The following is a 13096-nucleotide window of genomic DNA, read 5'->3' as shown; positions in this document are numbered from 1 at the left end:
TTCTAATCCTATTTTGAGATACCCTTTCTACCAAGGCCACGCACTGCCATCCATATCCAGATAGGCCGGTTCCTCGCCCAGATATTTTTTATAATCGAGAACAAGAGCTATAATCTGTTCCGCCGACACTTCCGGAGTCGTTTGCGCTTGTTCATCCTTCTTACCATGCATATAAGTCTGCAGCCAGCCAGGATGGAATACCATCACTTGACCGCCAAGCGTTGTTAGATGATTATGCATCAAGGAGGACTGCATATTCAGCGCTGCCTTCGACATACAATAGCCGTACATGTTGATACGCTTATTTCGGGCAATACTGCCCGCTTCCGAAGAAATATTGACGATTAATTTATCCTTGCTTTGCAGCAGCAGTCCCATCAGTGCATTGCTGACTCTTAACGCGCCAAGCGTATTTACATTATATATTTCTGCCATGGCTTCATCATCCAGCTCCACCAGCACAGTAGCATTATCAGCAGAACGAATAATACCTGCATTATTAATAATAATATCGACATACCCAGTTTTACTGGCTATTACTCTTGCGGCCTGCTTTACACTGTCTTTATTGCTGATATCTAGGGGGATAAGCTCTAACTGTTCATGATATTGTTCTTTAAGCGCTTTCAAATCTTCTGATTCTTTCAAAAACTGTCCTGCAAATACTGAGAACTGTTTGGCCAGCAACGAACGTACAAGCGACAGTCCGAGCCCGCGATCAGCTCCAGTTACACATGCAACTCTCTTCATTCTTCTGAACACTCCTATCTCGTAGCGATATGGTTAGGCATGTTGCTTCTTTTCACCTTAGCATGCTGTACTCTTTTTTTCAACGGGATTGGTTCCAGGTATAGCGCCCTCTTATGCAAGCTCTTCAGAATCCTTTTTGTTTTAATTTTGATATATGTTACAATCATGATTACAGGTTGTTAACAACACAATTGTTAGCAAAATAACGATCCCAGGAGGGTGATATCTATGTCTATTCAACAACTCCATACGCTGGAGGATCTTGAGCAATATGTAGCTAAGCCTGGCAAGAAGCTGCTGTTCAAACACAGTACGACCTGCCCGATTAGTGCTAAAGCTAATGAAGAGTTTCAGGCTTATCTGAAGGATGCGGATACTGCCGCTGCAGTGGTCTTAGTCATCGAGGATCGTCCCGTTTCCAATCAAATTGCTGAGGATTTCGGCATCAAACATGAATCTCCACAACTTTTCCTGCTTGAGGACAATGAGGTTCGCTGGAACACTTCCCACTGGAAGATCACAAGAGATGCTATCAAAGAGGCTGTGAACCAATGAGTGAGTCAGTGATTGTCTATTCAACCGCAGGATGCAGTGACTGTACTTTGGTTAAAAATTATCTTACGGAGCAGGGTGTCCCTTTTGAAGTAAGAGATGTTATGACCAGCACAGTCTATCAAGAGGAAGTTGAGAAGCTTGGATTCATGGGCGTTCCTGTCACCGTAGCAGGGGATCAAGCGATCAAGGGATTTAATCTTCCTGCGCTCAAAGCACTCATCGAAGCTGCCCAATAATTCACCCATTAAACTATTCAGTATCTGATGTAATTCATAGCTGCAAAAAAAGAGTATCCTCACAGCCGATCGGCTTGAGGATACTCTTTTCATTCGGCATAATCTATGGTTCCTCACGAATGAGATCCGCCACAACCAGTACATCCACGTTTCTGGCAGAACGTAGAATCTGCTTAGTAACATCCCCGCGTAGCCATTTACGCAGCCATGAGCGTTGAGACTGGCCGATAATAATCTGAGTGCTCTGTAAAGCCTGAGATCTCTCTAGCAGCAAGGACGCCACTCGTGCGGGAAGCCCGCTCTCAATCATCTTAAACGTTCCACCCAGTCGTTCCGTCAATTCTTTTAAATCATTTATACGTTTATCGTAAATGGGTCCATTCTGCTTAATTTCCTGCACATACGTGACATACCAGCAGGCTTTTAGACGATATGCAATCCGAAAACCACGCCGAATTAAGCGCTCCGCATGATCCCCCAAGGTGATACATACATAAATGACTTCCTGACGCCGCCACGGTCCCCGTAGCGAACCGACACGCTCCCAAGCTTCCAGCCGCTCATCCACATCATCAGCAATTTCCCGCAGTGCCAGCTCTCGAAGAGCGATCAAATTCCCGATTTTGAAAAAAGCCCCGAGCGCCTGATCCACCTTGGCCATGGCATAGATTTTCCCGTCCTTCATCCGCTCTTGAAGCATCTTGGGTGATACATCGATAAGCTCTACCTCATTAGCCCGCTGTAGAATACTGTCCGGAAAAGTCTCTCTTACTCTAACGCCTGTAATTTGCTCTACGGCATCATTCAGACTTTCTAAATGCTGAACGTTCACGGTAGAGATCACAGATATTCCCGCATCCAGCAGCTCCATAACATCCATATAACGCTTCTTATGTTTGCTGCCCGGCATATTGGTATGAGCAAGTTCATCCACTAGCACGACTTCAGGATTACGCTTAATAATAGCTGCCGTATCCATTTCCTCCAGGACGGTCCCGCGATACTCCATACGTAGACGCGGAAGGATCTCCAAATCACCGATTTGTTCAAGGGTTTCTTTACGGCCATGCGTTTCCAAGAGTCCGATCACGACATCGATCCCTCTCTTCAAGAGATCATTCCCTTCACGCAGCATCTTGTAAGTCTTGCCCACACCGGGCGCTGCCCCGATATATACCTTAAAGGTACCTCCGCGAATCGCATCGATTTTATCCTGTACTTCCTGATTGCTTAACCTGTGATAGACATCCGCTTTCCGTTCATTACGACTCTGCCGGGTTGGAAGTACACGTTCTCCCTCGCGGTCAGCACGGTCCGCCACGAAGAACACATCCACACCTCGAATTTGCTTCAGTAACGAATTGGCAATCGAGCCCTTCCATAATTCCTGCCAAGCGGTCTGCTTGGAGTGTCCCATAACGATTCGGGTTATATTGTGCCGGGTTGCGTATTTTACCAACAGACGAGGGATCTCCCGCTTCGAGCGATAGGTGATCTCCTCCATAGAGGCATCAATCTTTTCGGTCAGCTTCCAGAGAGATCGCTTAAAGGTGGCTGCTTCCTTAGAAAAGGTGAGACCCTGCTTCCAAAATGACACAACTGAAAGATCCCCATTTAACCTTTTGGCGATTTGCTGTCCACGGCGGATATGGATCGAGCCGTTCCAATAATACTGTGCAGAGACTAAGACTTTCTCGGCAATCCCTGACGCTCCCTGCAGCCCTTGCTCTTCCCGATGTTTCTCCAGCGAATCATTAACATCCTCAGCAACCATCCGAAGTGCCAGCTCCCGCAGCTTGCTTAAATTCCCCTTGTTAAAAAGCGATATCTGCTGGTGCTTACCTAAATGTCCGTCGGACAAGCGCTGAAGTATCTTTTCCGGTGTCACATCAATTAGAACAATATCATCGGCAAGCGTAAGCACTTCAGCTGGAAGGGAATGCTCAACCTCAATTCCGGTCCATTTCCGCGCCAGATCCGCGGCACCCTCTAGTTCATATACGTTTACAGTTGTGATGACACTGATCCCATTACTCAATAAATATTTGATATCGTCCAGCCTTCCTGACCTCTCTGCACCTTCGCGATTCTGGTGAGCCAAGCCATCAGTAAGCACTACTTCAGGATTACGTGCCACAATAGCTTCTACATCAAGATCCTTCTTTTCGATATCCTTCTGAAACCAATGAATACTTGGTATCCGTTCCAAATCGCCCAGCTGATCCCTTGTTTCAGGACTTTGGTTCGTCGAAACCGCACAGATCACGGCGTCAATTCCTTGCGCTTTAAGCGCTTGACCCTCACGCAGCATCTGATACGTTTTGCCCGACCCGCTGACCGGACCGATATAGATTTTCAGACGTCCCCGATGCAGCTCATAGATCGAGAGCAGCAGCTCCTCCGGCGTCTTCCTCCGGTATGTTCCCATCAAGACCACTCCTTAATAACCCCGATCATGCATGTACTCTTCTGTTCCAAGAAGAAACGACGTTGTCGTCCTTCAAAGATGACAGCCGTTTCCCGTAGAAATATAAGGATGATGTATAATGTGCAACTTATACTTTCTTATATTCTAGAAAGCAAGATATCCCTGCCCGATTCTAAGGAATCTGGCAGGGATTTTTGTTATATTTATTTGTTCGATAGTTTCAATAGATCCATGTTTAGCTTCAATACATTAACCCGTTCTTCACCGAACAGTCCCAAGTCACGGCCCTCAGTATGCTTATTCACTAGCTCTTCCAGCTGCGAAGCAGGAATACCCGTTAAATTGCTAATCCGAGGAATCTGCACGATAGCCGAGCCAGGTGTGATATGCGGATCCAGACCTGAACCTGAGTTGGTGATCAAATCGACTGGCAATTTGTTCACGGGCACATCCGGGTTATCGAGCTGCCACTGCGCAATGAAATCCTTGGTCCGCTGCAGCATATCCGGATTGGATGGAGCGTAGTTATTGGAGCCTGAAGCCTCTGCTTTATACTCAATACTCGACACACGTCCATGAAATAAAGCCGGGTTCGTAAAGTTCTGTCCGATAAGTTCCGAGCCTACAACTACTCCAGCATCGTTCTTAAGTAAGCTGCCGTTCGCTTGCGACGGCATCAGAACCTGGGCAAGCGCTGTAGTCGTCAGAGGATAGATCACTCCACAAAGAACAATAAATACTAGACTTAATCGTACAATAATAAAGAAATAAGAACTTTTCGATGATGACAACTGCTCATCAGTATCCTCCATGGAGTTTCCGTTATTCACGATGCTCTCACCCTTTCAATGATTAGTCAACACGTCATTAAATCCATACACTTACGATCATATCAATGAGCTTGATGCCAGCAAAAGGAACAACCACTCCGCCCAGCCCATAAATAAAAATATTGCGTCCGAGCAGCTTCGTAGAGCTCATAGCTTTATACGACACACCCTTCATAGCCAGAGGGATGAGCAGCGGAATAATAATCGCATTAAATATTAAAGCGGATATAATAGCTGAGCTTGGCGAGCCTAGTCCCATTACATTCAGGGCTTCCATTTCCGGTATGGCGAGCATGAACATCGCCGGAATAATGGCGAAATACTTCGCGATATCATTCGCGATACTAAAGGTTGTCAATGCGCCCCGCGTCATCAGTAGTTGTTTACCAATCGCAACAACCTCAATAATCTTCGAAGGGTCGGAGTCCAAGTCGACCATATTGGCCGCTTCCTTAGCGGCTGTCGTACCGCTGTTCATGGCTAAGCCCACATCAGCTTGGGCAAGGGCAGGGGCATCATTTGTACCATCCCCTGTCATGGCAACCAGCTTGCCCTCGTTCTGTTCGCGGCGAATGACTGCTATTTTATCCTCAGGTGTACTTTCCGCGATAAAATCATCTACACCCGCTTCGCGAGCAATTGTAGCTGCCGTCAGCGGATTGTCACCCGTACACATAATGGTCTTGATCCCCATTTTCCGCAGCTCATCAAACCGCTCTTTCATGCCCGGCTTAACCGTATCCTTCAAGTAAATAAGTCCATAGATCCGATTATCTACCGCAACCGCTAACGGTGTTCCCCCCATCCGAGCGATGGCATCAGAATTACTGTCGAGGTTGGCGGGAATGATTCCGCCTTTAGACTGTACCCATTTCTTCACGGAGTCTACCGCACCTTTACGTACACAGCGTCCATCTTGCAGATCAATACCACTCATCCGTGTTTCTGCCTTAAACTCTACGAATGCCCCACCTTCAGCAAGCTTACTGTCATAGCTGCGTTCCAGCTTCTTGGCCAGCTCAATAACAGATCGTCCTTCAGGTGTCTCATCCTTCAAGGAACTAATGGCCGCCCATGCTGTGAGCTCCGCTTCCGATTCATTTCCGACAGGTACAAATTCACTCGCCATCCGGTTTCCAAAGGTAATCGTACCGGTCTTATCTAAGATCATCGTATTAATATCACCGGCAGCCTCAACTGCCTTCCCCGACATCGCGAGTACATTAAACTGGGTCACTCGGTCCATACCCGCTATTCCGATTGCGGAGAGCAGTCCCCCGATTGTTGTTGGGATCAGACAGACCAACAAGGCGATCATGACGGGAATATCAAGATCAACACCTAGATACGTTGCAATCGGCCGCAAGGTCACTACTACAATCAGGAAAATCAGCGTCAGACTGATCAAGAGTGTATTTAGCGCGATTTCATTAGGTGTCTTCTGGCGTTTCGCCCCTTCCACAAGGGAGATCATTCGATCTAGAAACGACTCACCAGGATCACTTGTAATTCTTACTTTAATCTCATCACTGACGACCCGTGTACCGCCTGTAACGGAACCAAAGTCCCCACCGGCTTCCTTGATTACAGGTGCAGATTCACCTGTAATCGCTGATTCATCTACGGAAGCCAGCCCTTCAATCACTTCACCGTCTCCAGGGATGAGTTCTCCCTGACTGACGATGACGATATCTCCTTTACGCAGCTCGGAGGAGGATACTGTCTTCACCGACCCTCCAACGATTTTGTTTGCTGTGATATCTTGTTTTGTTTTCTTGAGTGAATCGGCTTGGGCTTTTCCGCGGCCTTCTGCCAGTGCTTCAGCAAAGTTCGCAAACAGCACTGTAAATAGCAGAATGAACAACACTGTGATATTGAAGCCTATCGATTGCTCTGCATTAAAATATCCAGGAGCCAGCACCATGAGGAGGACAATGATCGTACCGACCTCAACCACGAACATGACTGGATTTTTGATTAGCGTTACTGGGTTAAGCTTTATAAAACTATCCTTTACAGCGCTAAGGAGTATGGGTCCCGTTAGCAGCTTTTTTCTTTTTACAGTACTCATCTTATTCTCCCTCTTCCTACCGTAAGGTTAGATATTCTGCAATGGGGCCGAGTACAATGACCGGCAGGAACGTCAGCGCACCGATAATCACTACGGTACCAATCAGAATTCCCGTGAACAGACCATTGTCTGTGCGGAATGTACCAATGGTCTCAGGAACTGGCTTCTTCTGAAGTAAAGAACCTGCTACTGCCAGCATTGCGATGATCGAGACATAACGGCCTAGCAGCATGACAATCCCGGTTGTAACATTCCAAAAGGTTGTGTTGTCCGCAAGCCCCTCAAATCCTGAGCCATTGTTCGCGGCAGAAGAGACATATTCATATAACACTTGGCTGAGCCCATGGAATCCAGTGTTCGTAATCGCCCCTTGCCCCAAATCGGTCAGGAACGCAGCTGCGGTTGGCACTAGGATAATGAAAGGATGAACAAGGATCGCAATGGCAATCAGCTTCATCTCCTTGGCCTCTATCTTCCGTCCGAGAAACTCTGGTGTCCTGCCGACCATCAGACCGCACAGGAAGACACCCAGAATCGCATACATCAGCATATTGATCAGTCCGACACCTTTACCCCCAAAGACATTGTTGAGCATCATCAGTGCCAGAGGCGTGATACCTCCCAGAGGTGTCAGCGTATCATGCATATTGTTAACACTACCTGTCGTAGCTGCGGTTGTTACTGAAGTAAACAAGGAAGACTGCGGAATGCCGAAGCGGACCTCTTTACCTTCCATGCTGCCTTGCGAAGATTCGATTCCTAGTGCATTGATCGCCGGATTACCCTTTGATTCAGCATAATAGTTCAGTCCCAGCAGTAGTACGAACAAGGTCATCATTGCGGTAAAAATAACCCAGCCCTGACGTTTGTTCTTAGCAAACAGTCCGTACATATAAGGGAGCGAAGCTGGCAGCATCCACATAGAAAGAATCTCCAGCACGTTCGTAAGTGGATTAGGGTTCTCAAAAGGATGCGATGAATTGGCCCCGAAGAAGCCACCTCCGTTCGTGCCCAAATGCTTGATCGATTCCAGAGAAGCTACTGGACCGATAGCAATCTGTTGCGTTTGCCCCTCTAGTGTAGTGACTTCAAGTGATGGCTTGAGGGTTTGCGGCACATGTAGTCCTACCATTACCAATGAAACTAGCAGAGCCAGCGGAATGAACACACGAATATGTGCTTTGACGAAATCCTCGAAGAAGTTCCCGACTGATGTGCGTCCTGTGATCCCTCTGACAAAGGCAACCGCAACTGAAAATCCGCTCGCTGCAGACGTGAACATCATCATCGTGATGACAGCCATTTGTGAAAAATACGAAAGTCCCGTCTCCCCGCTGTAATGCTGCAGGTTCGTATTAGTCATAAAGCTGATCACCGTATTGAACGAAAGCGTCTGTTCCATATCCGCAATTCCATTCGGATTTAGCGGTAAACCCCGCTGCAATCGAAGAAAGATATAGCTGAAAGTAACCAGTACGATATTCGTTAAAACAAAGCTGAGCGCATACTTTTTCCAGGACATCCCTTCCCGTTTTTTCAGTCCGATCAGCTTATAAATCCCTTTTTCCACGCCTCCAAACCATCGATCCGTACGATTGGGTTCATTAGAAAATACATGATATAAATACGTGCCCATCGGCTTAACCAGCAAGATGAGAATGACGATTACAGCTACGATTTGCAAAATGCCCATGAATGCCCCTCCTTAAAATTTCTCCGGATGAATCAATGCGTAAACAAGATATAAAAACAGCAGTAGGGTAACAGCGATGACTAGAATCACAGCTTATCCCTCCCTGTATCCTCAACTACACCTGCGCACCAGCGCATAAATCCATAAAACAACCCGTAAATTACAGCTAACGAAGCCACCATATACAGATCCATCATATCTCCCGCACTCCTTCTTTTATCCTTGATGAGGTGATTTATCGATTAGAAAATCAGCATCACCACTGTGGGAATAGATTACATAACTTGCACCAAGTCTTTTATAGACCAATCTAGGATTTATTGAGCTTGTGATCACAAAAATCGGCTGCGTCGTCCAGGTGCGGCACATCTGAATGTAGCGGCAGCATAACGTAAAGCTGCTCTCGAACAGATATACCCGGCCTACCGGGAACGGGGGGCGAAACCAAGTATTCTGATGGCGGGTATCTACTAGAACGACTTTCTCAATCCCCATCTCTTCAAGTAGGGACTTCTCAGGCAAGTTGTTGGTCAATCCCGCCATCTTAATGCCTCTAAATTTTAGAAGCTTAATAAAATGTTCTCCTGCCTTCGTTGGCGCACATACCAGTACATATTCATTCTGATCTGTCATCTCTTATTCTCCTCAAATGCTTTGCTTGTAAGATCAGAGCTTGATCACCCTGGTCTTGAAAGAAAAGCTACCGCTAATGATGAATATAACGACCTCTTCGTGAGGTTTTCCATAAATGCTTTGCTTAAAAAAGCACAGCAAAAAGCCACAAAGGATTCTCCTCTGTGGCTCGCTAGCGGTCACATTGCACTCATCCTCTCTCCATACGCTTACGAGGTTAGCTGTCGGATTCGGGCGGTGAGAGTCGCCCTACCTGTATAGATGCGAGCTCACTCGTATCTTCTACAGGATTCACCCCATAACCGGCTTCCGACTCTCACATCGTCTGCCGATTGTTGGTTCCCCCGCTTTCCTTACCGGAAATTAAGCGGATCAAATATTCGATTGTTGTTGAAACAGGAGTAATCATACCCTTATGCAGGAAGTATTGTAAAACGTGATTGATGCCAAAATAATGCAAATTAAAAACTATTTTCGCATTGGATAGCGCTTACTTGATATTCAATCTCTCTATATCTCTTGTTTACTCGAATTTGAATCAATTAGCGAAAAGCGGACGGACTCTGTGATTTTATTCACCACAGCTGGAGAAATCACCAAAAATCGCCTATATAGGAAAGGAAACGAGAAGTCGAGATTAAACGAGGAAGAAGCTCGATAACACGCAATAAATACCTATTTGGCAGGATTTTTCGTCGTAGTCGGTAGGATATGGTTCAAATTGCGCTCAAAAGAACACTTTCTGCTTTTACAGAAACACCTTGAAAAGAGTATGATTCGGATTGAATCTATTTCACGAAATACAATCAACGCTGAGTTCCTGTATTTGCAGGGAACGGGGGAACCATCGGGCCACATGGCCTACTTGGGGTGAATCCGAAGGAGACTGTTCAAGTCTCACATAGGTAGGGCGACTCTCACCGTCCGAATCCGACAGCTAACCTCGTAAGCGTAAAGAGAGAGACCCTTGATCCGCCACGCTTTGGCACAGGTGTGTATGCCTGTATTCCAAAACCGCAGCAGAGGTCCTCCTCTTGCTGCGGTTTTTGCGTTACCTGAACCTACCCGGGTAATAGCATGCTGGACGGGGTGAAAGGAATGAAACACTATTATTGGGGAACTCAGCAAGGGCTGCTTGAGCCGATAAGTCTAAATTATGTTTGCTTTGGAGCGTTATGGTTCGAAGAGGATCATCACAGAACTATTGTCGGCTATGCATTTGGTCAGAACCAAATTGAATCCTTGCGCCATTTCAGCAGCCCTTCTACTTGTGAGTGCTGTATGGACCGAAGAATTATATACGAAATATATAAAAATATCAGAGAAAAGCAGCAGCTGCAGGATTGGTCGGCACACCAATGTTTTCCGTGGCTCGCCGCTTTTAAGAAACCTTGGAAGGACGTTGCTATTGGTTGGTACGTAATGAGATCCCGCAGCACCTTCCCCTTACATTTATCCATTATACGTAAACAGAAATTCCGACTATGGCTGGAGCATGCCGCAGTCTGTGAGAACGAAGCTGAAATGCTTGCCTGTATAGAGAAGGCTAACCTTACTCACCATGTTGAGCTTAAGCTTTTGGAAACCTAGGGAGGAGCAACTTGTCATGGACCAGCGAAGACTATCTCGCATTGAAGTATTCGTCTTTGATTCACCTGAGCCTATTCACTATGGAATGGAAGCTGATCCAGGCAGCCGGTATGGCATCCTGAAACTTACCTGTAAAGGGGGGAGCAGCTGGGGGGCATGTCTTATCTCAGCCAATACCAGAACCTTCGACCTTATTAAATGGAGTTCTTTTCTCAGAATGATATACCACTGCCGGCTTGAGGAAGCGATAGATAAAGTACGTACCCATGGTTCAGAGTGGGATCAGACTCAGTTTGAGCTAGTGCAAGATGCTTTACAGGATTTAAAAGCCAAGCTGCAGGGTAAATCATTGGCAGATCATATCCAGCAAGGTCGTCTGTACAGAGCTGTCGCCGGTGGAAGAGATTCCAGAGGGGGGCGGCTATACTATAAACCATCTAAGACCGTATCCAGTATTGCGCTTCAAAAGCATAGTTATCCAGAACCTGATACCGCCGAGCTTATCAACAAATCCATTTCTTACTTTTCTATATTATAGGTTCATCACATAACCCATTCTGAAAGGATCGTGTTTATCATGCCTGACCCCTTACCTGCCGAATCACCCCGTAGAACTATATTTGCAGAGTGTGTTCAAAAGAATACGAATGATATCTATGCGCTCAGTTCTATGTTGTTACAACAATCAGCAGAAGCCGAGAGAGTTACTATCCGTACTTTTAAAGAGCTTCATAAAATATTCCGTCAAAAAAGCTTCGACAGCCAGCTATTCTCTATCGAAGCTTACCGCTCTTGTATCCGACAATGCGCCGATTATTACGCACGCCGGTCTCTTCTGTCTGCCAAGGCACTGCCTTGGGAGGAACAGCTCGTAAAAGTGATGTGGTATGGCCTAAAGCTATCTTTACCTCAAATTAGCATTATCCTGCAAAAGAGCGTTCCTGTACTGAAAGATCAGCTTAGACATGTGCGGGAGCAAATGACTGCTCAAGAGGAATTGCTGCCTAGCGGTAATTTGTCTGTTGTATAGCCCTCGGAGCTCACTTTGGTCGAAAAGCTACCTAGCGTAGTTGGAGGGCTGACATTCAGCATTTCAACCCTCCCGTGGGAGTTACTTCATATATAATTGAATAAAATCTATGAGGGTATGACTAATGATTGGGACAAGGATATTATTATTTCGAGTATAAAGATAGACAAAATAAATATGCATAACCATCAATTGAATCATATACACCCAATTAGTAATTAAATAATCCATAAAGGTCATATTAACCATACTCATTTGAAAAGGAATATGCATCAACGCAAATAATAATCCAACCACTACAATGGCAAGATATTTATTCTTAATCAAGCCTGTAATTCGAGTCTGGATATAACCTCTGAACATTAATTCTTCGGGCAGTGCAGTGAAAATGAAGAGTATTAATAACTCTAACCACAGATTTGCTCCTTCCAATTGAATTTCTTTCTTATGTAGAATGAAGTCTAGAATAATTTGATAGGTAAAAGGAATGGCCCCAACAATACCTAGAAGAATAGACATCGCAGTATTGGAAGTAGTTAATCCAATGCTCTGCAGGCTCTCCTTCTTTGACCTCAATAAAAATAGCAGTGGCGCTAATTCAAGAATGAAAATAGAACTATAGATGGCTAATTTCAATAGATGTTCATTTGAAAAATGAAGCCCTGCTCGTTCTAAAAAATCGGTTTTATACATCAATAGACCAAATAAATAAATGATTAAGGCATTATAAACAAAAAAGATCAAAGCATAATAACCAGCTTTTTCACCACCGCTATCCGCCCTATAATTGTAGAATTCCACCTTAGTGAAATACCTCATCCTGCTCATTGAACCTCTCCCCTATATGCTTTCTCTAATAAACACGTTATTGCTCATTTAAATAAGAAGTTTTTTAAGAGACTAATCTTAGCTTATATCACCAATTCCTTTTTTGTACTTTTTTTCACTAAAATTACACAAATACCGAACTGAATTTTACTAACGCGATCATTTCGCTTTTCACTCTTTTCGAGCATATAAAAAAGCCACGGCATCTGCCGCGGCTTCCTTATTTCCTACTATTACGCTTTACTCTTACGTGCCTTACCGTACATCCACAATCCCGCAATCATCCCCACCATGGCAATACCAGTCAATACACCCTGAGTGAAATCCATCAAAGCGGACCCATTAGTCGAGAGCATTCTACTAACCGTAGCCAGAGATACCGAACTCATTAAAAGCATCATATTGTATTGTTCACTTTTAGTCATGATTACCACTCCTTAAAAGTTATATGA

At 45.3% G+C, this 13096-nt stretch carries 14 protein-coding genes and 2 riboswitches; of the genes, 5 read left to right on the top strand and 9 right to left on the bottom strand.

Features of this window, described 5'->3' with window-relative positions; translation table 11 throughout:
• Nucleotides 1-27: 27 nt before the first annotated feature.
• Nucleotides 28-750 (bottom strand): SDR family NAD(P)-dependent oxidoreductase, encoded by a 723-nt coding sequence (locus ACDZ28_RS11160; RefSeq protein ID WP_375104688.1) that lies wholly within the window; start codon nt 748-750, stop codon nt 28-30.
• A 228-nt stretch (nt 751-978) separates the two neighbouring features.
• Between ACDZ28_RS11160 and ytxJ the strand changes: the two genes are divergently transcribed.
• Nucleotides 979-1305: a bacillithiol system redox-active protein YtxJ gene (ytxJ, locus tag ACDZ28_RS11155; RefSeq protein WP_042123836.1), complete on the top strand. Its 327-nt coding sequence runs from the start codon at nt 979-981 to the stop codon at nt 1303-1305.
• Nucleotides 1302-1541: a glutaredoxin family protein gene (locus tag ACDZ28_RS11150; RefSeq protein ID WP_375104687.1), complete on the top strand. Its 240-nt coding sequence runs from the start codon at nt 1302-1304 to the stop codon at nt 1539-1541. The genes ytxJ and ACDZ28_RS11150 overlap by 4 nt, the downstream gene beginning before the upstream one ends.
• 103 nt (nt 1542-1644) lie before the next feature.
• On the opposite strand, the gene ACDZ28_RS11145 is transcribed toward ACDZ28_RS11150, so the two are convergent.
• The 6 genes from ACDZ28_RS11145 to ACDZ28_RS11120 all read right to left on the bottom strand — a co-directional run bounded on the left by ACDZ28_RS11145 (nt 1645) and on the right by ACDZ28_RS11120 (nt 9196).
• Entirely contained in the window at nt 1645-3969 is a 2325-nt protein-coding gene (locus ACDZ28_RS11145; protein WP_375104686.1) for a histidine kinase, read from the bottom strand.
• Nucleotides 3970-4172: 203 nt separating this feature from the next.
• On the bottom strand, nt 4173-4781 hold the full coding sequence (gene kdpC / locus ACDZ28_RS11140; RefSeq protein ID WP_375105337.1) for a potassium-transporting ATPase subunit KdpC: 609 nt from the start codon (nt 4779-4781) through the stop codon (nt 4173-4175).
• Between the two features lie 55 nt (nt 4782-4836).
• Complete coding sequence (gene kdpB / locus ACDZ28_RS11135; protein ID WP_042123830.1) at nt 4837-6870, bottom strand: potassium-transporting ATPase subunit KdpB; 2034 nt, start codon at nt 6868-6870, stop codon at nt 4837-4839.
• A 16-nt stretch (nt 6871-6886) separates the two neighbouring features.
• Nucleotides 6887-8563 carry a potassium-transporting ATPase subunit KdpA gene (gene kdpA / locus ACDZ28_RS11130; RefSeq protein WP_375104685.1) on the bottom strand — a complete coding sequence of 559 codons (1677 nt, stop codon included), beginning with the start codon at nt 8561-8563 and terminating at the stop codon, nt 6887-6889.
• Between the two features lie 12 nt (nt 8564-8575).
• Entirely contained in the window at nt 8576-8653 is a 78-nt protein-coding gene (kdpF, locus tag ACDZ28_RS11125; protein WP_076116927.1) for a K(+)-transporting ATPase subunit F, read from the bottom strand.
• Nucleotides 8654-8779: 126 nt separating this feature from the next.
• Nucleotides 8780-9196 carry a hypothetical protein gene (locus tag ACDZ28_RS11120; RefSeq protein ID WP_042123826.1) on the bottom strand — a complete coding sequence of 139 codons (417 nt, stop codon included), beginning with the start codon at nt 9194-9196 and terminating at the stop codon, nt 8780-8782.
• A gap of 190 nt (nt 9197-9386) precedes the next feature.
• Nucleotides 9387-9576: riboswitch (cyclic di-AMP (ydaO/yuaA leader) on the bottom strand.
• 420 nt (nt 9577-9996) lie between these two features.
• A riboswitch (cyclic di-AMP (ydaO/yuaA leader) is annotated at nt 9997-10162 on the top strand.
• Nucleotides 10163-10294: 132 nt separating this feature from the next.
• Here ACDZ28_RS11120 and ACDZ28_RS11115 point away from each other — a divergent pair.
• Genes ACDZ28_RS11115 through ACDZ28_RS11105 form a run of 3 tightly spaced genes read left to right on the top strand, consistent with a single transcriptional unit; the run spans nt 10295 to nt 11816 of the window.
• Nucleotides 10295-10786, top strand: coding sequence for a hypothetical protein (locus ACDZ28_RS11115; protein ID WP_375104684.1), 492 nt, complete (start codon nt 10295-10297; stop codon nt 10784-10786).
• Between the two features lie 16 nt (nt 10787-10802).
• Nucleotides 10803-11324, top strand: a complete 522-nt coding sequence (locus ACDZ28_RS11110; RefSeq protein WP_375104683.1) for a hypothetical protein — start codon at nt 10803-10805, stop codon at nt 11322-11324.
• Nucleotides 11325-11363: 39 nt separating this feature from the next.
• Nucleotides 11364-11816, top strand: coding sequence for a hypothetical protein (locus ACDZ28_RS11105; RefSeq protein WP_375104682.1), 453 nt, complete (start codon nt 11364-11366; stop codon nt 11814-11816).
• Between the two features lie 81 nt (nt 11817-11897).
• Here the strand turns inward: ACDZ28_RS11105 and ACDZ28_RS11100 are convergent, their stop codons facing one another.
• A complete protein-coding gene (locus tag ACDZ28_RS11100; protein ID WP_375104681.1) occupies nt 11898-12644 on the bottom strand; it encodes a lysostaphin resistance A-like protein in 747 nt (248 codons plus the stop codon).
• Nucleotides 12645-12877: 233 nt separating this feature from the next.
• Nucleotides 12878-13069: a hypothetical protein gene (locus ACDZ28_RS11095; protein ID WP_042123819.1), complete on the bottom strand. Its 192-nt coding sequence runs from the start codon at nt 13067-13069 to the stop codon at nt 12878-12880.
• Nucleotides 13070-13096 lie beyond the last annotated feature (27 nt).

It is taken from the genome of Paenibacillus sp. RS8 (assembly GCF_041956825.1).
Classification (GTDB): domain Bacteria; phylum Bacillota; class Bacilli; order Paenibacillales; family Paenibacillaceae; genus Paenibacillus_AQ.
The sequence above is the reverse complement of the archived record's forward strand: the minus strand, read 5'-3'. Positions and strand labels throughout refer to the sequence as shown.

Coding starts and splice junctions, on each gene's coding strand:
- ACDZ28_RS11160 (WP_375104688.1), bottom strand. CDS start 750: ATGAAGAGAGTTGCATGTGTAACTGGAGCTGATCGCGGGCTCGGACTG.
- ytxJ (WP_042123836.1), top strand. CDS start 979: ATGTCTATTCAACAACTCCATACGCTGGAGGATCTTGAGCAATATGTA.
- ACDZ28_RS11150 (WP_375104687.1), top strand. CDS start 1,302: ATGAGTGAGTCAGTGATTGTCTATTCAACCGCAGGATGCAGTGACTGT.
- ACDZ28_RS11145 (WP_375104686.1), bottom strand. CDS start 3,969: ATGGGAACATACCGGAGGAAGACGCCGGAGGAGCTGCTGCTCTCGATC.
- kdpC (WP_375105337.1), bottom strand. CDS start 4,781: ATGGAGGATACTGATGAGCAGTTGTCATCATCGAAAAGTTCTTATTTC.
- kdpB (WP_042123830.1), bottom strand. CDS start 6,870: ATGAGTACTGTAAAAAGAAAAAAGCTGCTAACGGGACCCATACTCCTT.
- kdpA (WP_375104685.1), bottom strand. CDS start 8,563: ATGGGCATTTTGCAAATCGTAGCTGTAATCGTCATTCTCATCTTGCTG.
- ACDZ28_RS11120 (WP_042123826.1), bottom strand. CDS start 9,196: ATGACAGATCAGAATGAATATGTACTGGTATGTGCGCCAACGAAGGCA.
- ACDZ28_RS11115 (WP_375104684.1), top strand. CDS start 10,295: ATGAAACACTATTATTGGGGAACTCAGCAAGGGCTGCTTGAGCCGATA.
- ACDZ28_RS11110 (WP_375104683.1), top strand. CDS start 10,803: ATGGACCAGCGAAGACTATCTCGCATTGAAGTATTCGTCTTTGATTCA.
- ACDZ28_RS11105 (WP_375104682.1), top strand. CDS start 11,364: ATGCCTGACCCCTTACCTGCCGAATCACCCCGTAGAACTATATTTGCA.
- ACDZ28_RS11100 (WP_375104681.1), bottom strand. CDS start 12,644: ATGAGCAGGATGAGGTATTTCACTAAGGTGGAATTCTACAATTATAGG.
- ACDZ28_RS11095 (WP_042123819.1), bottom strand. CDS start 13,069: ATGACTAAAAGTGAACAATACAATATGATGCTTTTAATGAGTTCGGTA.